The sequence below is a fragment of the Streptomyces lunalinharesii genome, from assembly GCF_039532155.1.
GTDB classification, from domain to species: Bacteria; Actinomycetota; Actinomycetes; order Streptomycetales; family Streptomycetaceae; genus Streptomyces; species Streptomyces lunalinharesii.
Window position 1 is genome coordinate 153,038 of sequence record NZ_BAAARK010000016.1, and the last position, 18,929, is coordinate 171,966.

The following is an 18,929-nucleotide window of genomic DNA, read 5'->3' on the forward strand; positions in this document are numbered from 1 at the left end:
ACCAGTCGAACGGGCGAACCGCCGCCCCGCGCGGCGCGCCCGCTCGTGCGGGCGCGGCCGCATCATGGTGCGGTGCGAAAACCCCGCGCACGGTCCGCCACCGCCTCCGCCTCCGCCCGGCCCGGCCGCGGCGCGCTGGGCAGGGAGGTCGGCTGGTTCGTCGTGATCGGGCTGGCCTCGACGGTCGCCCAGGCCCTGGCGTACTGGGCGTTGCGGCGCTGGTGGCCGCCGCTGTCCGCCAACCTCGTGTCCCTCCTCGTCGTCACCGTCCTCAACACGGAGGCCAACCGGCGGCTGACCTTCCGCGGTTCGACCGCCCGGGTCCTGCGGGCCCACCTGACTGCGGGCGCGCTCTTCGTCGTGGCCTACGCGACCACGTCGGGCGCGGTCCTGCTGCTCCGTCACCGGTGGCCGACCGCCCCGACGGCGGCCGAGGTCGCGGTGCTGGTGCCGAGCTTCGCGCTGGTGACCGTGGTGCGCTTCGTCGTGCTGCGGCTGCTGGTGTTCCGACGCCGTCGCTGACGCCGCGCCCCCGGTGGGCGGCGCTGACGGGTCTTACGGATCGCTGACATCGGGGCGTGCGGGCTGGTCGGCGGCCCCCGGATGGTGCTCTGCTGGGCCGCATGGTCGGAGAGAGACGAGACACGCCCGTCGGACGACGGCTGGTCCTGGGGATGCTCGGTCTGGGCGCCGTGGGAGTGGCGACCGGGGCACCCTTGCAGGACGCGGTGAGCCGAGCGCTCGGGGCGGTACGGGACGAGGACCCCACCGGCCTCACGGGCGTGCTGCCCGGCGCCGGTGGATTCCGCTTCTACTCGGTGGCGCCCTCCGTGCCGCACCGGTCCCCCGCCGACTACCGGCTCACGGTGGACGGGCTCGTCGCGCGTCCCGCGGTGTACACGCTGGCGGAGCTGCGCCGGATGCCGCGCACCCGGCTGGTGCGGGACGTGCAGTGCGTCACCGGCTGGCGGGTTCCGCGGACGCCGTTCACCGGGGTGTCGCTGTCCCACCTGCTCGCCGCGGCCGGGGTGGCACCGGGCGCGGCGGCGGTGCACTTCACCTGCTTCGACGGGGTGTACAGCGAGAGCCTGACCCTGGCGCAGGCCCGGCGGCCGGACATGCTGGTCGCCTACGAGATGGCGGACCGCCCGGTGACCGACGCGCACGGCGGCCCGGTCCGGCTGTACGCGGCACCGATGTACTTCTACAAGTCGGCGAAGTGGCTGTCCGGCATCACGGTCACCGACCGGGTCCGGCCCGGCTATTGGGAACGGTACGGGTATGACGTGGACGCCTGGGTGGGCCGGTCGAACGGGCGCGACGATGTCCCCGTCGGCTGAGCCCGCGGCCCCGGTGCGGGCGGCCGGGAGGCTGCGACGGTTCACCGGCGCGGAACGGTGGGTGCACCGGATCACGGCGGCGCTGATGGGCGTCCTGCTGGTCACCGCGGCCTGTCTGTACGTGCCGTCGCTGGCCGAACTCGTCGGCCGCCGGCGGCTGGTGGTGACCGTGCACGAGTGGGCGGGCCTGGCCCTGCCGGTGCCGTTGCTGGTCGGTCTGGCCTCGCGGGCGCTGCGCGCCGACCTGGGCCGGCTGAACCGGTTCGCGCCGTACGACCGCGGCTGGATCCGGGCGGCCCTGCGGGGGCGGCGCGGTCCCTCGGGGAAGTTCAACGCCGGGCAGAAGGCGTACGCGGCGCTGGTCGCCGGTGCCGCGCTGGTCCTCGTCGGGACCGGTCTGATGCTGTGGTTCCCGCGTGTGGTGCCCGTGCCGTGGCGGACCGGGGCGACGTTCGTGCACGACTGGACCGCGCTGTTCGTCGGCGTCCTCGTCCTCGGTCACGTGGTGCTGGCCGCCCGCGACCCGGAGGCCCGCCGCGCCCTGCGCTCCGGCTACGCCTCGCGGGCCTGGGCGCGGCGCGAGCACCCGCTGTGGGACGACGAGGAGTCCTGAACGGGGCGGATCGGCAAGGCCGGCCGGCCGTGGTCAGTCGGCCGGCCGCCCCGGGGCCCGCCGCCGGGTCGGCCTGGGCAACCGGTGCCGGGCGGCATCGCTGCGCAGGACGGCCCCGGTCACGACGGCCAGGGCGGCGAGGACGTACGTCAACGCCTGGAGGGGGAAGCCCGGCAGCGTCGGTCCGCCCAGGTAGAGCACTGCGCCGGCGAGGGGGACCGCCAGCCACTCGACGCGGCCGTCCAGGGCGACGAGGCCGACGACGAGCAGGGCGTACCAGGGGTAGTTCGGCGAGAACAGCAGCAGCGCCGTACCGGTCACCAGGAGGGCGCCGCGCCAGGGGCGGGCGGGGTCGCCGCGCCACCAGACGGACAGCGCCAGCGCGGCGAGCAGCACGCCGGCGGTCACCGCCGCGGCGGCGTCCGGCAGCAGCAGCCGCGGCAGGACGAAGCGGCGCACGTCGCCGGGTGCGTAGCCCTCTTCGTGGAGGTAGCCGGGCAGGTAGCCCAGGACGGCCTTGCCGGAGAGGACGACGTACGGCAGGTAGCTGAGGGCGACGGTCACGAGGAGGGGGACCACCACCCGGACGACCCGTGCCGGGGCGCGCTGGCCGGACAGGGCCCCGGGCAGAGCCAGGACGGGCAGCAGTTTCACGGCGGTCGCGGCCCCGAGGAGGACGCCGCGGCGGGCCCCGGCGGTGGCGGTGCCGAGGGCGAGCACGGTGAACAGGACGCCGAGGGCGTCGATGTGGGCGTTGTTGACCGCCTCGAAGGGAACGGCCGGGCACCAGGCCCACAGGGCGGCGCGGGGCGGGGCCCGGCGGGGGTCGCCGCGGCGGCGCATTACGGCGAGCAGGGCGACGGTGGTCGCGAACGCCACGACGGCGCCGCCGATTTGGAGCGGCTTGTGGCGGCTGTCCGGCGGGGAGAGGGCGTGCACCGCGAGGTACCAGCCCTCGGCGAGCGGCGGGTAGACGGTGGGGACCGTGGGGCGGTTGATGCGGGTGCAGAGCCCGTCGTCGGTGCGGGTGAGTCCCCAGCCGGTGCAGGGGCGGGCCGTGGGGAAGAGCCATGCGTCGCGCAGCGGGGCGAGTTGGGGGGCCGCGGGCGGGTGGGCGTAGGGGGAGGTCCCGGCGGCCTGGACACGCCCGTCCCAGGCGTAGCGGTACATGTCGGTGCTGGTGCGCGGTGGGGCGGCGAGCCCGGCCAGTGCGAGGGCGGCGGCACCGACCAGGACCAGTGGGGTGGCCGCGCGCACCGGGACGGAGCGCACGGCACGCGCGGCGGCGGCGAACAGGCCCCAGGCCAGGGCGTAGCCGACCAGGATGCGGCCCGGGGCGCTCTGGCCGTCACCGGCCTGGAGGGTGGCGACGACGACGGCGGTGAGGAGGACGAGGAGGGCGGCGGTGACGACGGTTCCGGTGCGGGCGGCGCCCTTCACCGCGCGACGCCGGCGAGCGTGCGGACGGCGGCGGCGAACCGCGAGCCGGGCGGGCAGCGGGCGGCGACCGGGGCGATGTCGGCGGCGGTGTCCACGTCGCGCAGCACCGGCAGGTCACGCACCGTCAGCCCGGCCGCGACCAGCCGGTGCCGCTGGAGCTCCCCGGTGCGGTCGGTGGACATCGGCACGCCCCGCACCAGGGCCGCGGCGCGGGCCGGGTCCGCGAGGCCGAGCGCCCAGAACCCGCCGTCGGCCGCCGGCCCGAACCAGGCGTCGTGGTCGTCGTCCCCGCCGACCCCCGCCAGCAGGTCGGCGGTCATCTGGGGGGTGTCCATGCCGACCAGGAGGGCTGTTCCTGGGCCGCAGTGGGCGAAGGCGGCGGCGATGCGGTCGTCGAGGCCGCCGGTCGACTGCGGCACGACGTCGAAGCCCGGCGGGAGCCAGGGGCCGGGGCGGCCGTCGAGGACCAGCACGCGCCGTCGGGCGGGGGTCCGGGACACGGTGTGCAGGGTGTCGACGAGGGCGGCCTCGGCGAGGGTGGCCGCCTCCCGGGGCGTGTAGGGCGGGGTGAGCCGGGTCTTGACCCGGCCCGGCACCGGTTCCTTGGCGATGACCAGGAGCGTGGCCGGTCCCGGCACCGGGAGCCGCGCGCTCATCGTCCGGCTCCGGGCGCCTGCGCGGCTCCCACCGGGGCGGTGGCGGGCGGCTCGGCGAGCACCCCGCGCATGTCACGGACCGCGTGCCAGGTGCCGCGCCAGGTACCGGTGACCTTCGAGCGTCCGGTGCGCGGGTGGTAGGGCACGTCCGTCTCGCGCACCCGCCAGCCGGCGTCCGCGGCCCGGACCACCATTTGCAGCGGGTAGCCGGAACGCCGGTCGGTGAGGTCCAGGGCGAGCAGGGCCTCGCGGCGGGCGGCCCGCATCGGTCCGAGGTCGTGCAGGCGCAGTCCGGTGCGCCGCCTGATCAGTCGCGCCAACTCCAGGTTGGCGAGGCGGGCGTGGAGCGGCCAGGCGCGGGGCGTGGTGGGTCGGCGGCGGCCCAGGACCAGGTCGGCGGTGCCGTCGAGGACCGGACCGGCGATCCCCGGCAGGAGTTGGGGGTCGAGGGAGGCGTCGCAGTCGCAGAAGCAGACGACGTCGGCGGTCGCGGCGGTCAGGCCGGCGTGGCAGGCGGCGCCGAAGCCGCGGCGCGGCTCGTGGACGACGTGGGCGCCGAGCCGGCGGGCAACGGCCGCGGAGGCGTCGGTGGAACCGTTGTCGACGACGATCGCCCGCCAGCCCGGCGGGATCCGGTCCAGCACCCACGGCAGGGCCGCGGCCTCGTCGAGGCAGGGCAGTACGACGTCCACCGGCGGACGGGAGGGGGAGGGCTCGTTCACCGCACTCACCCTACGAGCCCAAAGGGTGCGAAAGGGGCTTTGCACCCTTACGGTTCGCTGACGTCGCGGCCCCGGGCGGGCCGCCCGCGCGCAGGGGCGCCGCCGCGAACTCCGCCATGCCCGCCGCGAACCCGACTCGCGGCCGCCAGTCGAGTTCGGTGCGCAGCCGGTGCGCGGAGGCGGTGATGTGGCGGACGTCGCCGAGCCGGTACTCCCCCGTGACGACCGGCGTCGGTCCGCCGTGGGCGTCGGCCAGCGCGGCGGCCATCTCCCCCACCGTGTGCGGCTCGCCGCTGCCGACGTTGTACGCCCGGACGGTGCCCTGCGGCAGCCCGTCGACCCCGGTCAGGGCCGCGAGGTTGGCCGCGGCGACGTCCCGCACGTGCACGAAGTCCCGGCGCTGCCCGCCGTCCTCGAAGACCCGGGGCGCGGCGCCGTTCGCCAGCGCGGAGCGGAAGAGCGAGGCGACGCCCGCGTAGGGCGTGTCGCGCGGCATGCCGGGGCCGTACACGTTGTGGTAGCGCAGGGCCGCGGCCCGTCCGCCGGTCGCCCGGGCCCACGCGGCGGCCAGGTGCTCCTGGGCGAGTTTCGTACTGGCGTAGACGTTGCGGGGGTCGGTCGGTGCGTCCTCGTCCACCAGGTCGGGGGCGAGCGGTGCGCCGCACGTCGGGCACGGCGGTTCGAAGCGGCCCGCCTCCAGGTCCGCGACGCGACGCGGCCCGGGCCGCACGACGCCGTGCCGCGGACACGCGTAGCGGCCCTCCCCGTAGACCACCATGGAGCTGGCCAGCACCAGGCGGCGCACGCCGGCCGCGGCCATCCCGGCCAGCAGGACGGCGGTGCCCAGGTCGTTGCAGCCGACGTAGGCGGGGGCGTCCGCGAAGTCCTTGCCGAGCCCGACCATCGCGGCCTGGTGGCAGACGGCGTCGACCCCGCGCAGCGCACCGGCGACGGCCTCCTCGTCGCGGACGTCGGCGTGCCGCCAGTCCACCCCGTCGGGGCGGGACGGTGCGGTGCGGTGGGCGGCGGGCAACAGGGCGTCGAGCACGCGCACGGCGTGTCCGGCCCCGGTGAGCGCGGTGACGAGGTGCGAGCCGATGAAGCCCGCCCCTCCGGTGACCAGGATCAGCATGTCCCGACCGTACGGCCGCCCGCCCGGCCGCGGGCCGCACCGCGGCGGGACGTCAGACTTCCGTCATCCTTCCGCCGCCGGCCGGTGTCCCGGGCCGCCACGGCTCGCCGCTCGTGGCCCGGATCGTGCGCACGGCAGACGCCGGGCGGGGGAATAATCACCCTCCCGTGCACCTCGTTCACGCCCCGCTCCCCGTGGAACACCGCACCGAAGGACGGCCGCCGTGCAGATCTCCCGCATCGAGACGTTCCTGGCCCCACCGCGGTGGATGTTCGTCCGGGTGGAGACCGACGCGGGCGTCGTCGGGTGGGGCGAGCCGGTCGTCGAGGGCCGCGCCGAACCCGTCCGGGCGGCGGTCGACGTGCTGGCCGAGTACCTCGTCGGCGCCGACCCGATGCGCATCGAGGACCACTGGCAGGTGATGACCAAGGGCGGCTTCTACCGCGGCGGTCCGGTGCTGTCCTCCGCGGTCGCCGGCCTGGACCAGGCGCTGTGGGACATCAAGGGCAAGCACTACGGCGTCCCCGTGCACCAGCTGCTCGGGGGCCCGGTGCGCGACCGGGTCCGCGCCTACGCCTGGGTCGGCGGCGACGATCCGGCCGAGGTGCGCGACGCGGTCACCGCGCAGCTGGAGGCGGGCTTCACCGCCGTCAAGATGAACGGCTGCGGGCGGATGACGCCGGTCGCCTCCCCCGCCGAGGTCCGCGCCGTGCTGCGGCGCGCCGAGACGGCCCGCCAGGTCCTCGGCGACGCACACGACTTCGGCCTGGACTTCCACGGCCGGGTCTCCCCCGCCAACGCCCGCCGCCTGCTGCCGCAGCTCGCCGAGTACGCCCCGATGTTCGTCGAGGAACCGGTGCTCCCGGACCACGCGCACGTGCTCCCGGACCTGGTGAACGCCTCCTCCGTCCCGCTCGCGCTGGGTGAACGCCTCTACTCCCGCCGGGAGTTCCTCGCTCCGCTGCACGCCGGGGTCGCCGTCCTCCAGCCCGACGTCTCGCACGCCGGCGGCATCTCCGAACTGCGCCGGATCGCGGCCCTGGCCGAGACGTACGGCGCGCAGCTCGCCCCGCACTGCCCGCTGGGCCCGATCGCCCTGGCCGCCTGCCTCCAACTCGCCTTCACCACGCCCAACTTCCTAATCCAGGAACAGAGCATCGGCATCCACTACAACCGGGGCGCCGAACTCCTCGACTACGTCGTCGACCCGGAACCGTTCCGCTTCGACCGCGGCGCCCTGCTGCGCACCGAGCGGCCGGGCCTCGGCATCGACGTCGACGAGGCGGCGGTGCGGGCCGCCGACCGCACCGGGCACGCCTGGCGCAACCCGGTCTGGCGGCACCAGGACGGCTCGTTCGCCGAGTGGTGACCGACTGCGAGCGCCCGCCGAGCCACGGGCGGGCACGGCAGAAATAGAGTGCGGGCAACGAAAGAGACGGGAGGCACGACATGACCGCCGACCAGCCCGCGACGCGGCACGGGGGCGCCGGTGCGGCGCGCGGACCGCGCCCGGGGCCCGTACTGACCTTCGGCGAGACGATGGTGGCCCTGCGCGGCAGCGGCCCCCTGAAACTGGGCGGCACCATGGCGGTGTCCGTGGCCGGGGCGGAGAGCAACGTCGCGATCGGCCTGGCCCGGCTCGGGCACTCCGTGCGCTGGGCCGGCGCCGTGGGCGACGACGAGGCCGGGCGCCTGGTCCTGCGCACTCTGCGCGCCGAAGCGGTGGACGTCTCCGCCGCCGCCGTGGACGCCGGGGCGCCGACGGGCCTGCTGCTCTTCGAGCCCCGCCTCCCGCAGGCGACCCGCGTGCACTACTACCGCTCCGGGTCCGCGGGTTCCCGGCTCTCCCCGGAGACCGTGGAACGGGCCTTCGCGACCGCCCCGCCGCGGCTGGTGCACCTCACCGGCATCACCCCCGCGCTCGGCCCGGGCCCCCGCGCCGCCGCCGAGCGGGCACTGTGCCTGGCGCGCGAGCACGGCTCCGTCGTCTGTCTCGACGTCAACTTCCGCTCCCGGCTGTGGAGTGCGGCGGTGGCCGCCGAGGTGCTGCGCGCCTGGGCCCCGCGGGTGGACGTCCTGATCGCGTCCGACGACGAACTGCCGCTGGCCCTGCCCGAAGGCGCCGGTGCCGACCGTTCGGCACGGGCGGAGTGGCTGCTGGCGTCGGGCGTCGCGGAAGTCGTGGTGAAGCTCGGTGCGGACGGTGCGCTGGTCCGCACCGCGGACGGGCAGACGCACCGTCCGGCGCGCCCGGTGCGCGCGGTGGACCCGGTGGGCGCCGGTGACGCCTTCGTCGCCGGCTACCTCTCCGCGCTCCTGGACGGCGCGGGCCCGGCGGCATGCCTGGAGCGGGGCGTCACCACCGGCGCGTTCGCCGTTGCCGCGCACGGCGACTGGGAGGGCGCCCCGACCCGCGCCGAACTGCCCCTGCTGGCAGCGGAGTCGGGCACCGTGCTGCGGTGAGGCGCCGCCCCGGTCCACCCGCCCGAGGGACCGCGGCGGAACGGATCGCGCACCACGGGTCAGAGGTCGCCCCGCACGACGGCGTGCAGATGCTCGTCGTGCCAGCCGTCGGCGTGCAACAGCGCGCTCCGCATGGTGCCTTCGAAGGAGAACCCGGCCTTGGCCGCGACCCGACAGGAGGCCGGGTTGGCCACCGAGTGGCACAGCCGGAGCCGGTGCAGACCGAGGTCGTCCAGGGCCCAGCGGCTCACCCGCCGGGCGGCCTCGGTCACCACACCACCGCCCCGTGCCGAGGGCAGGGCCCAGTAGAGGATCTCCGCGCTGCCGCCCGCCAGGTCGATGTCGCCCCAGCCGATGAGCCCGTCGGCGTCGCCGTCCGGTCGCGCGATGGCCCAGATCGCGCTCGCTTCGGACCGCCAGCGGTGGTGCATGCCGTCGATCCGCCGGCGGGCGTCCTCGGCCGTGGCCACCAGCAGGCGGTTCCAGTGGCGGATGACCGGGTCCTGACTGGCCGTCACCAGGACGTCGGCGTCGCCGTGCCGCCAGGGCCGCAGGACCCGGCCGGCCGACAGGGCGAGCACGGGCTGCTCGCTGCCGGCCAGCCGACCTGCGGGCACGACGGCGGGCACGGCACCCGGCGGTGCGCCGGGCGGGACGGCGGGACATTCCTCGGGCCGGGGCGAGTGGGAGGTCATCGCGGCATCGTGCCACGCCCGCACGCCCCACGAGCAGCGCGTGGGTGACGTCGCCCGCCACCTTCCGCCCGTCGACCGCGTGCCGTAACTGCCCCTCGGAACGCCCCGGTCGACACACTCCGCGTCCGCCCTCTTCCCCAACTCCCTTGCCAGATGGGTGAATTACCTCGGTGTTCGCCGTGCGAGCCGCGGAAAAGCGGTCAGACTCCACACGGACGGCCGGCCGGGGTCCCGCCCCGGCCGGCCCGTCGCACCGCCCCGCCCTTCCCGCCTGACGCGCCCCACCGAGGGGCGCCCTCGCATGACGGAGAACGCATGACGGAGACCGAACGGACCGCCCCCGCACGGCGGGCGGCATTCCGCGCCACGGCCTTCGCCCGTGACGGGCGCTGGCACTTGGAGATATCCAGCCTCGACAGCGAGCCCGACACCGGCGACACCGAGGCCGTACTGGTCACGCTGCGGCCCACCGGGGACCCCCAGGACGGCACCCGGTTCCCCGCCGACGGCCTGCGCGAACAGCTGCGGCACAACGGCTTCGTCCTCGTGGATCCGGACGCCGGCACCGGCGGCTGGACGCGCGCGGACGACGAGGAGCGCTACACCGCGCTGTGCCGTCCCGCCCCGAGAGCGGTTTGACGGACGTCCCGAAGCGAACCGGGCCCCGCACGTCGGCGACGTGCGGGGCCCGGGGAGGGGTGAGCGGGCGCGGTCACCGGACCGGGCGCGGGCGGGCCGGGGGCGGCGTCACCAGGCGACCGGATAGCGGACCGGGTGGCCCCCTATGCGGCCCGGCAACAGGCCGATCGCCACCAGCAGGACGGTGGCCAGTGCGAGCAGCGGCAGGAACGGCAGCGGGTGCGGCGCCTGGAGCACCACGATGACGGACGTGGCGGCGGCCGGGGAGTGCGAGAGGTGGGTGAGCATCATGGCGCCGAGTGACAGGCTGGCGGCCACCGCGGCGCCCCAGCCGGTGCTCCCGGTCACGGCGAGGGTGCCGAAGCCGATCGCCGCGGACATCAACTGGCCACCGATGAGGTTGCGCGGTTGGGAGATCGGCAGCCCGGGCGCACCGTGCACCAGGGCCGCGCTGGCCGCCAGGGGCGGGATCAGCAGCGGCTCGTGCAGCAGCACGCCGACCCCTACCAGGAGGAGCAGGGCTCCCAGGGCGAAGGCCGTGGCCCGCAGCGCGTGCAACGGGTGCGGCCTGGGGGTGGCGGGGGACGGTGGTACGGACATGCAGGAACTCCAGGCAGGCAGGTGCGGCCCGCAGATCATAAACAAACTGTTGATTGAAGTGTGAACGTACTCGGGGGGTTCTCAGCGCGGGCACACCCCGGGCGCACCGCCCCGCGCGCCCGCCCCCTCCGCCGCCACCTGGGAGAACGGTATAAAAGCGGTATGGTGCGACAAGCTCAGAACGGCGACCCCCGACCCCCCGCCGACCGCTCGACGGACGATCTGCACGAGACCGTGGAGGAGGTCGCCGCCGCCGTCATGACGGCGTCCCGGCTGTTCGTCGCGCTCTCCGCGCGGGCGCTCGCCGAGACGGAGCCGACACTGACCCTGCCGCAGCTGCGCACCCTGGTGGTCCTGCACGGCGAAGGCCCCGTCAAGCTCGCCGCGCTCGCCTCCGGACTGGACGTGAACCCGTCCACGGCGATGCGGATGGTCGACAAGTTGGAGGCCCGCGGCCTCGTGGACCGCCAGATGAACCCCGACAACCGCCGCGAGGTCATCCTGGCCCTCAAACCGCACGGCCGGCGCCTGGTCGAGCAGGTCCTGGCCCACCGCCACCAGGAGATCCAGACCATCGTCGCCAGTCTCCCCGCCGAACGGCGCGCCGAGTTGGTGCGGGGCCTGCGCGCCCTGACCGACGCGGCCGGCGAGCCGACCGCCGATTCGCTGACCGACCCGTACTGAGCGGCGCGGTTCCGCGGGCCCGGCCGGGCGCGTTGGCGGGCGGCCGGAGCGACGGAACCGGCAGTGCCGACGGGACCCGCGGCGCGCCGCGGGCCCCACGGCCTCAGGTGGCGACGGCGTCCGGCGCACGCCGGCGGTTGCCCAGCAGGAGACGTTGCCGGTGATGCTCTTCCGTCAGGTCGTGCCGTCGCGCGTGGAGCAGGTGGTGGAGGTTGAGCGTGCCCACCACGTGCGCGTCCGGGCCGTGGCTGACGACCGGGGCCTGGGTGACGTCGTGTTCGGCGAAGAGGTAGGCGGCCCGGCGCAGGGTGTCGTCGGGCCGCAGCGTCACCACCGCGGCCCCGCGGTCGTCCGTCACCGCACCGCCGCCAAGGAGGTCGGCGGCCGTGAGGCGTGTCTGGTGGTCGGGGTGGCGATCCATGACCTCTTCGACGAAGAACGTCTCCAGCGGGTCGGTGGAGTACTCCCTGGTGAGGTGCAGGCCGCGCCGGGCGATCTTCTCGGTGAGCACCGAGCGCTTGAGCAACAGCGCCGACAGCGCGTAGGCGGCGGTGGACGAGATCAGCAGCGGCAACACCGCGCCCCAGGCATGGGTGAGTTCGAGGGTGAAGACCACGCCGGTCAACGGTGACCGCATCACGCCGCCCACCACGGCGGCCAGTCCCATCATCGCCCAGAAGCCCGGGATGACGTGCGGGAAGACCAGGCCCTCCGCCGCGCCGACCGCGCCGCCGATCATGAAGACCGGAGCGAGCACCCCGCCGGAGGTGCCCGAGCCGAGCGAGAGCGACCAGATCAGGGTCTTGACGACGAGGATCCCGACGATGAGCGACACCGTGGCGCGGCCGGTCAGCAACTGCTGGATGACGTCGTAGCCGACGCCGAGCGCGCGCGGCTCGACCAGTCCGCCCAGGCCGATGACCAGTCCGCCGATGGCGGGCCACCACATCCAGTGGAAGGGCAGCCGGGCGAAGCCGTCCTCGGCCCGGTACACCAGCCAGGTCGCGGCCACCGCCAGGGCGCCGCCGAGCAGCCCGGCCAGGACGCAGAGCACGTCGACCGTCGGGGCGACGTGCAGGCCGGCGGCGGAGACCGGGAAGATCGGGGCGGTGCCCAGCAGGAAGCCGCGCACCACGGTGCTGACCCCGACCGCCGCGACGACCGGGACGAAGCTACGCGGGCGCCATTCGAAGAGCAGCAGTTCCACGGCGAGCAGCACGGCCGCCAGCGGTGAGTTGAAGGTGGCCGCCATGCCGGCCGCCGCCCCGGAGACCAGCAGTGTCTTGCGTTCGTCGGCGCTGAGCCGCAGGGCCTGCGCCAGGATGGAGCCGATCGCGCCGCCGGTCATGATGATCGGCCCCTCGGCGCCGAACGGGCCGCCGGTGCCGATGCTGATCGCCGCCGACACCGGTTTGAGCACCGCGACCCGCGGGGCGACCCGACTGCCGCCGGTGAGGATCGCCTCGATCGCCTCCGGCATGCCGTGCCCGCGGATCTTCTCCGATCCGTAGCGGGCCATCACGCCGATCACCAGACCACCGAGCACCGGCGCGCCCAGCACCAGCCACCACGGCCGGTGCTCCAGGCCCGGTGCGACCAACGAGGTCGACCAGCGCTGGTAGAACACCGCGTTGGTGACCAGCCCGATCAACCGCAACAAGGCCAGTGCCGCCACCGCCCCGGCACCGCCCACGAGCAGCGCCCAGCCGCAGATCACCAGCATTCTCGGCTGGACGGTGAAGTCGCCGAGGTGGGCGCCCCGGTGCCCGGCCGTTCCCTTGCGTGTCCCGCTCACCGCAGCGCCCCGCCCCGTCGCAGAGGTCCGGCGCACCGCGCTCGCCCGCCCGACCACAGGCCCGCTTGTATGTTTTCCATACCGGAAGTATTGCAGTATGCAAAAGTTGCTGACAGGTGGTGTCCAGCACTCGGACGGGCCGGTGGTTGGCTCCCAGGGGCGGACGCCGCCCGACCCGTGCGCCGCAGTGCGCCGCCCACACCTCCCCGCAGGCTTTCCCGCAGTCGACCGACCGGGACGAGCCAGTCACGACCAAGACGGGCCAGTCACGACCGGGCGGAGCCAGTCACGCCAGGCACGGCAGCCCGGCCGCACACCTCAGTGCACGCTGCGCTTCGCCTCCGCCTGTTGCACGGGCGCCATCGCGAAGTGGCACGTCAGGCAGGTGAGTTCGCGGGCCGGCCGGGCGAGCGTCGACTGGCCGACACCGGCGAGTCGGTGCCCCGGCTCCAGAGCGACGTGGCAGTGCCGGAGACAGACACCGACGCCGCAGTGATGGCACACACCCACCGCGTCGACGACCTCTTCGGCCCACGCGCAGTCGAAGCACTTCATGAGACTCACCCGCCTCCCGTGCGCCCACCCGGGCCCATTCTATCGACAGGGAAATATTGCAGTGAACAACGTTCTAGGGCTGCGCCCCGTGCCGGCGGGCGTCCGGGGCCCGCCGCCCGGGAGCGCGCAGCCGCGCGGCGAGGAACGGCGCGACCGAGAGGAACACCATGCCCCCGGCCGCCCACAGCAGCACCGCGCTCCGCGCCAGACACGCCGCGACCAGCAGTGCGGCGCCCAGCGCCACCGCCACGTAGGCGATGGCGGCGCCGGCCCGGCGCCGCACGGCAGGCACGGGCCGGCGGCGCCGCCGCGGCCCGCCCCCGAAGGTACTCAGCAGCAGGGCCAGGTCGGGGTCGTCCGCCAGGAAGTACTCCTCGATCCGGGCGAGGGCCCGCCGGTCGCGCATGGGGAGACCCATGACCGCCTCCTCCCGGAGCAGTGCGCTTGCCCGCCCCCGGCTACGTGCTGGACGCCGGTGGCGCCTCGGTCGCCATCGCGAGACGGGTGGCGGCCAGGCCGAGGGCCAGGGTCACGGCGCCGATCCAGACGTTGTTCCAGATCAGCCCGGCCGTGGGGTGGTGACCCGCGGTCACGACCCAGGGCGAGATGATCATCCAGACACCGATCACCGCACAGGTCCAGCTCAACCGGTACATGCGCTCCGGCGACCGGGTCAGCCCGAGACCGATCACGGTCAACACGAGCCCGATGATGAGGTTGTTCACCGCCAGTTCGGGGCTGGTGAGCCGGAAGTGCACCACCCACGGCGAGATCGCCGTATACATGCCGGCGAGGAGGACCAATCCGTCGAGGGCGGTCGCCTGGCGTCCGGAGAGCAGACGGGCGTAACGCTCCCGCATCTCGGCCACGTCCGGGTGGCTGGTGATGTCCGTGGTTGCGTGATGGGAGAGATCCGACATTCGAATCGCTTCCTTTCAGATGCTTCGAATGACGTCACCCCCAGAATACCATTGCATTCTGCAATGATGCAGGTCACGGGGCGGGTCACCGCTCCCCCAGGCCGCGGGCCGCGACGAGGTCGGCGCCCCCGTCGGCCAGCCGGTAGGAGAGCCCCACCACGGCCGCCCGACCGTCCGCCACCCGCTGGGCCAGCGCCCGGGAACGGTTCAGGAGCAGGTCGACGGTGTGTCCCACGTGCTCGGCGAGGATCTCGCCGGGCCGCACGCGCCCGGCCGCCCGCGCCGCCAGCACGCTGGGCGTGACGCGCTCGACGACGTCACGGATGTAGCCGCTCGGCGTCACACCGGTTTCGAGCGCGGCGCAGGCGGCGCCGATCGCCCCGCACGAGTCGTGACCGAGGACCACGACCAACGGACAGTCCAGCACCTCCACCCCGTATTCGACGCTGCCCAGGACCTCCGCCCCCACGACGTGCCCGGCGGTGCGGACGACGAAGAGGTCGCCCAGGCCGCGGTCGAAGATGACCTCGGCGGCCAGGCGCGAGTCGGAGCACCCGAACAGGACCGCGAACGGGCGTTGGGCCGGCGCGGTCTCGGCACGCCGCGCGGCGTCCTGGTTGGGGTGTGCGGGCGTGCCGGCGACGAACCGTTGGTTGCCGGCGAGCAGCAGCTCGAAGGCCCGACGGGGAGCGGGGGAGGTCATGTCGTTCATAGCTCCCCATCGTCGGGCGCCTCAACCGCCGGGTCCGGCCGGCACCGCAGGTCCCGGCCGGACCTTCATCATTTCGAAGTACATGCCATTGGCAAATATTGCAAAGCGCAAGAAAAACTACGTATAACTCTCATCAACCCTCCCGTGATTGCGCGTCAGGACACCTGCGGCGGGGTCAAGCTGATGCCGGTGGAACGCGACCGCCCCGGCACGGGGGCCCGAGTGGTCTGCGCCACTACCCGCGTACCGTGAAAGGAGCGACGGTGGTGGTACGACGCGGTACCCGCAAGGAAGCTGAACGCGTGGCGGCGGTGGCCGCAGAGCAGCTGCTGCGGATCGGAACGTCCTTGCGGAGGTCACCCACGACGCCGGACCTGAGGGCGGTCTACCGGACCGACCAGAGCGTCAACGACACGCCCTACCGGGAACGTTGGGCCCACGACCGGGTCGTCCGTTCCACGCACGGAGTGAACTGCACCGGCTCGTGTTCGTGGAAGGTGTACGTCAAGGACGGCGTGATCACCTGGGAGACGCAGGAGACCGACTACCCCTCGGTCGGCCCGGACCGGCCGGAGTACGAGCCGCGCGGCTGCCCGCGGGGCGCCTCGTTCTCCTGGTACACCTACTCGCCGACCCGGGTGCGCTACCCGCACGCCCGCGGGGTCCTCCTGGAGCTCTACCGCGAGGCGCGCCAGCGACTGGGCGATCCGGTCGCGGCCTGGGCGGAGATCACCGGCGACCCCGACAAACGCCTCCGCTACCAGTCGGCGCGCGGCAAGGGCGGCCTGGTGCGCATCGGGTGGGACGAGGCCCTGGAGATCGCGGCCGCCGCCCACGTCCACACCATCGCGGCGTACGGCCCGGACCGGATCGCCGGCTTCTCGCCGATCCCGGCGATGTCGATGGCCTCGCACGCGGTCGGCGCCCGGTTCATGTCGCTGATCGGCGCGCCGATGGTCTCCTTCTACGACTGGTACGCGGACCTGCCGATCGCCTCGCCGCAGGTCTTCGGCGACCAGACGGACGTACCGGAGTCCGGTGACTGGTGGGACGCCGCGTACCTGATGCTGTGGGGCTCCAACGTGCCGGTGACCCGCACCCCGGACGCGCACTGGATGGCCGAGGCGCGCTACCGCGGCCAGAAGGTGGTGGTGGTCTCCCCGGACTACGCGGACGCGACCAAGTTCGCCGACGAGTGGCTGCATCCGCACCCCGGCACCGACGGCGCGGTGGCGATGGCGATGGGGCACGTGATGCTCACCGAGTGCTTCGTCCGGCGACAGGTCCCGTACTTCGTCGAGTACGTCAAGCAGTTCACCGACCTGCCGTTCCTGGTGGAACTCGACGAGCGGGACGGGGCGTTCGTGCCGGGGAAGTTCGTCACCGCCGCGGCGCTGGGACTGGAGGAGGACGACGCGGCGGCGGCTGCCTGGAAGCCGGTGCTGCTCGATGCGGCCTCCGGCCGGCCGGTCGTCCCGCACGGCACCCTCGGCGACCGCTGGTCCAAGAGCGGCCTCGGGCGCTGGAACCTGGACCTGAACGGGATCGAGCCGGCCCTGACCCTCCACGAGGCGGGCGGTACGGGCGTGCCGGTGCTGATGCCGCGCTTCGACACCGCGGAGGCCGTGCGGTGCGGCGTCCCGGTGCGGGAGATCGGCGGCCGGAAGGTGACCACGGTCTTCGACCTGCTGCTGGCCCAGTACGGCGTCGCGCGGCCGGGGCTGCCGGGTGACTGGCCGGCGGACTACGACGACGCCGCCCGGCCCTACACCCCGGCCTGGCAGGAGACGATCACCTCGGTGCCGGCGGGTGCGGTGGTGCGCGCGGCCCGGGAGTTCGCGCACACCGCCGAGAAGACCCGCGGCCGTTGCATGATCGTCATGGGGGCGGGCACCAACCACTGGTTCCACTCCGACACCATCTACCGGTCGTTCCTCACCCTGCTGCTGCTCACCGGCTGCCAGGGCGTGAACGGCGGCGGATGGGCCCACTACGTAGGGCAGGAGAAGGTCCGGCCGTACGCCGGCTGGCAGCAGTTGCAGTCCGCGGCGGACTGGGTGCGCCCGTCCCGCCAGGTGGCCGGCACGCCCTACTGGTACCTGCACACCGACCAGTGGCGCTACGACGGCCAGGACGCCGGCTCGCTGGCCGCGCCGACCGGCGGCGGGACGTTCGCCGGCCGGCACGCCGCCGACCTGGTCGCCCAGTCGATGCGGCTGGGCTGGATGCCGTCCGCCCCCGCGTTCACCGCCAACCCCCTCGACCTGGGCCGCCGGGTGCACGAGTCGGGCCACGAACCCGGCGAGTGGGCGGCCATCGAACTCGCCGCCGGCCGGCTGGCGTTCGCCTGCGAGGACCCGGACGCCCCGGCCAACTGGCCGCGGGTGCTGACCGTGTGGCGGGCCAACCTCATCGGCTCCTCGGCGAAGGGCAACGAGTTCTTCCTGCGGCATCTGCTCGGGGCGAGCGACAACGCCCGGGCGGCGGAGGCCCCGGACGCCGGCCGGCCGCGCGACCTCGCCTGGCACGACGAGGCCCCGCGCGGCAAGTTGGACCTGCTGCTGGCCCTGGACTTCCGGATGACGTCCACCACGCTGATGGCGGACCTCGTCCTGCCCGCCGCGACCTGGTACGAGAAGCACGACCTGTCCAGCACCGACATGCACCCCTACGTGCACGCCTTCTCCCCCGCGATCAACCCGCCCTGGCAGGCCCGCACCGACTTCGAGGTCTTCCAGGGACTCGCCACCCGCTTCAGCGAGTTGGCCGTGGGCCGACTGGACACCGCGTACGACCTGGTGGCCACCCCGCCGCAGCACGACACCCCGGGCGAGACGGCCCAACCGGGCGGCACGCCGCGGGACTGGCGGGACGGCGCGCCGCCGGAGCCGGGTCGCAACCTCCCGATGTTCACCGTCGTCGAACGCAACTACCCGGCCGTCGCCGCGAAGTTGGCGGCGTTCGGTCCGCTCGCCGAGGAACACGGCATGACCGTCAAGGGCATCACCGTCCACCCCGCGCCGGAGGCCCGCTGGCTGGCCGAGCGCTGCGGCACCGTCACCGACGGCCCGGCCCGCGGGCGGCCCCGCCTGGACACCGACGTGAAGATGTGCGAGGCGATCCTGGCGCTGTCCGGCACCACCAACGGGCGGCTGGCCGCCGAGGGCTTCGAGCGCCTCGCCGAACGGTGCGGCCCGGGCAGCGGCTTCGCCGCGCTCGCCGAGGCGGTCCGCGAGCGGCGGGTGGTCTTCTCCGACACCCAGAACCGGCCCGTCCAGGTCGGATCCAGCTTCGAATGGTCCGGCAAGGAGGCGCCGGACCGCCGCTACGCGCCGTTCACCGTCAACACCGAACACCGCAAGCCCTGGCACACCCTCACCGGGCGCCAGCACTTCTACCTCGATCACGACTGGATGGCCGAACTCGGCGAGCAACTGCCCGTCTACCGGCCGCCGTTGGACCAGTCGGCGGTGCAGGGCAGCGGTCCGGTCGAGGACGGCGCGCGTTCGGTGACGGTCCGCTACCTCACTCCGCACTCGAAGTGGTCGATCCACTCCGAGTACCAGGAGAACCTCCTCATGCAGACGCTGGCCCGCGGCGGGCCGGTCATCTGGATGAGCGTCGCCGACGCCGAGGCCATCGGCGTCGCGGACAACGACTGGATCGAAGCGGTCAACCCCAACGGCGTGGTGACCGCCCGGGCCGTGGTCTCGCACCGGATGCCGCCCGGCACGGTGTTCATGTACCACGTCCAGGAACGCCTGGTGAACGTCCCGCGCACCCAGGCCACCGGACGCCGCGGCGGCGTGCACAACGCCCTCACCCGCCTGCTGATCAAACCCACCCACCTCATCGGCGGCTACGGCCAGTTGTCGTTCGCCCCCAACTACTACGGCCCCACCGGCAACCAGCGGGACGCGGTCACCGTCATCCGCCGCCGCACCCAGCACGTGGAGTACTGAA

General features: G+C 74.3%; 19 protein-coding genes. 8 read left to right on the forward strand and 11 right to left on the reverse strand.

Annotated elements, in window-relative coordinates; all coding sequences use genetic code 11:
• Positions 1–72: 72 nt before the first annotated feature.
• From ABD385_RS23755 to ABD385_RS23765, 3 genes are all read left to right on the forward strand, one after another.
• Complete coding sequence (locus tag ABD385_RS23755) at positions 73–522, forward strand: GtrA family protein (RefSeq protein WP_344579482.1); 450 nt, start codon at positions 73–75, stop codon at positions 520–522.
• Positions 523–623: 101 nt separating this feature from the next.
• The gene (locus tag ABD385_RS23760) at positions 624–1,340 is read left to right on the forward strand and encodes a molybdopterin-dependent oxidoreductase (protein WP_344579483.1); all 717 of its coding nucleotides are present in this window, start codon (positions 624–626) and stop codon (positions 1,338–1,340) included.
• Positions 1,324–1,953 (forward strand): cytochrome b/b6 domain-containing protein, encoded by a 630-nt coding sequence (locus ABD385_RS23765; protein ID WP_344579485.1) that lies wholly within the window; start codon positions 1,324–1,326, stop codon positions 1,951–1,953. The genes ABD385_RS23760 and ABD385_RS23765 overlap by 17 nt, the downstream gene beginning before the upstream one ends.
• 33 nt (positions 1,954–1,986) lie before the next feature.
• Here ABD385_RS23765 and ABD385_RS23770 read toward each other — a convergent pair whose 3' ends face one another.
• Genes ABD385_RS23770 through ABD385_RS23785 form a run of 4 tightly spaced genes read right to left on the reverse strand, consistent with a single transcriptional unit; the run spans position 1,987 to position 5,903 of the window.
• Positions 1,987–3,393: a glycosyltransferase 87 family protein gene (locus ABD385_RS23770; RefSeq protein WP_344579486.1), complete on the reverse strand. Its 1,407-nt coding sequence runs from the start codon at positions 3,391–3,393 to the stop codon at positions 1,987–1,989.
• Positions 3,390–4,049: a TIGR04282 family arsenosugar biosynthesis glycosyltransferase gene (locus tag ABD385_RS23775; RefSeq protein WP_344579488.1), complete on the reverse strand. Its 660-nt coding sequence runs from the start codon at positions 4,047–4,049 to the stop codon at positions 3,390–3,392. Before ABD385_RS23775 ends, ABD385_RS23770 begins: the two co-directional genes overlap by 4 nt.
• Positions 4,046–4,780 carry a glycosyltransferase family 2 protein gene (locus tag ABD385_RS23780; protein WP_344579490.1) on the reverse strand — a complete coding sequence of 245 codons (735 nt, stop codon included), beginning with the start codon at positions 4,778–4,780 and terminating at the stop codon, positions 4,046–4,048. The genes ABD385_RS23775 and ABD385_RS23780 overlap by 4 nt, the downstream gene beginning before the upstream one ends.
• A gap of 1 nt (position 4,781) precedes the next feature.
• Positions 4,782–5,903 (reverse strand): NAD-dependent epimerase/dehydratase family protein, encoded by a 1,122-nt coding sequence (locus ABD385_RS23785; RefSeq protein ID WP_344579492.1) that lies wholly within the window; start codon positions 5,901–5,903, stop codon positions 4,782–4,784.
• A gap of 223 nt (positions 5,904–6,126) precedes the next feature.
• Here ABD385_RS23785 and dgoD point away from each other — a divergent pair, with 223 nt between their 5' ends.
• The gene (dgoD, locus tag ABD385_RS23790; protein WP_344579494.1) at positions 6,127–7,272 is read left to right on the forward strand and encodes a galactonate dehydratase; all 1,146 of its coding nucleotides are present in this window, start codon (positions 6,127–6,129) and stop codon (positions 7,270–7,272) included.
• A gap of 80 nt (positions 7,273–7,352) precedes the next feature.
• Positions 7,353–8,366 (forward strand): sugar kinase, encoded by a 1,014-nt coding sequence (locus ABD385_RS23795; protein ID WP_344579496.1) that lies wholly within the window; start codon positions 7,353–7,355, stop codon positions 8,364–8,366.
• Positions 8,367–8,425: 59 nt separating this feature from the next.
• Here ABD385_RS23795 and ABD385_RS23800 read toward each other — a convergent pair whose 3' ends face one another.
• Positions 8,426–9,061 carry a GNAT family N-acetyltransferase gene (locus ABD385_RS23800; protein WP_344579498.1) on the reverse strand — a complete coding sequence of 212 codons (636 nt, stop codon included), beginning with the start codon at positions 9,059–9,061 and terminating at the stop codon, positions 8,426–8,428.
• Positions 9,062–9,376: 315 nt separating this feature from the next.
• Between ABD385_RS23800 and ABD385_RS23805 the strand changes: the two genes are divergently transcribed.
• On the forward strand, positions 9,377–9,700 hold the full coding sequence (locus ABD385_RS23805; protein WP_344579500.1) for a hypothetical protein: 324 nt from the start codon (positions 9,377–9,379) through the stop codon (positions 9,698–9,700).
• A 108-nt stretch (positions 9,701–9,808) separates the two neighbouring features.
• Here ABD385_RS23805 and ABD385_RS23810 read toward each other — a convergent pair whose 3' ends face one another.
• Positions 9,809–10,300, reverse strand: a complete 492-nt coding sequence (locus ABD385_RS23810) for an HPP family protein (protein WP_344579502.1) — start codon at positions 10,298–10,300, stop codon at positions 9,809–9,811.
• Positions 10,301–10,462: 162 nt separating this feature from the next.
• Between ABD385_RS23810 and ABD385_RS23815 the strand changes: the two genes are divergently transcribed.
• Positions 10,463–10,984, forward strand: a complete 522-nt coding sequence (locus ABD385_RS23815) for a MarR family winged helix-turn-helix transcriptional regulator (protein WP_344579504.1) — start codon at positions 10,463–10,465, stop codon at positions 10,982–10,984.
• Between the two features lie 103 nt (positions 10,985–11,087).
• Here the strand turns inward: ABD385_RS23815 and ABD385_RS23820 are convergent, their stop codons facing one another.
• The 5 genes from ABD385_RS23820 to ABD385_RS23840 form a co-directional block, all read right to left on the reverse strand.
• On the reverse strand, positions 11,088–12,779 hold the full coding sequence (locus ABD385_RS23820) for a chloride channel protein (protein ID WP_344579506.1): 1,692 nt from the start codon (positions 12,777–12,779) through the stop codon (positions 11,088–11,090).
• 318 nt (positions 12,780–13,097) lie between these two features.
• The gene (locus tag ABD385_RS23825) at positions 13,098–13,334 is read right to left on the reverse strand and encodes a DUF2180 family protein (protein ID WP_344579540.1); all 237 of its coding nucleotides are present in this window, start codon (positions 13,332–13,334) and stop codon (positions 13,098–13,100) included.
• Positions 13,335–13,407: 73 nt separating this feature from the next.
• Positions 13,408–13,752, reverse strand: a complete 345-nt coding sequence (locus ABD385_RS23830; RefSeq protein WP_344579508.1) for a DUF3040 domain-containing protein — start codon at positions 13,750–13,752, stop codon at positions 13,408–13,410.
• A 40-nt stretch (positions 13,753–13,792) separates the two neighbouring features.
• Complete coding sequence (locus ABD385_RS23835; RefSeq protein ID WP_344579509.1) at positions 13,793–14,254, reverse strand: SPW repeat protein; 462 nt, start codon at positions 14,252–14,254, stop codon at positions 13,793–13,795.
• A gap of 85 nt (positions 14,255–14,339) precedes the next feature.
• A complete protein-coding gene (locus ABD385_RS23840) occupies positions 14,340–14,966 on the reverse strand; it encodes a carbonic anhydrase (protein ID WP_344579511.1) in 627 nt (208 codons plus the stop codon).
• A gap of 266 nt (positions 14,967–15,232) precedes the next feature.
• Here ABD385_RS23840 and ABD385_RS23845 point away from each other — a divergent pair, with 266 nt between their 5' ends.
• Entirely contained in the window at positions 15,233–18,928 is a 3,696-nt protein-coding gene (locus ABD385_RS23845; protein WP_344579542.1) for a nitrate reductase subunit alpha, read from the forward strand.
• Position 18,929: the final 1 nt, after the last annotated feature.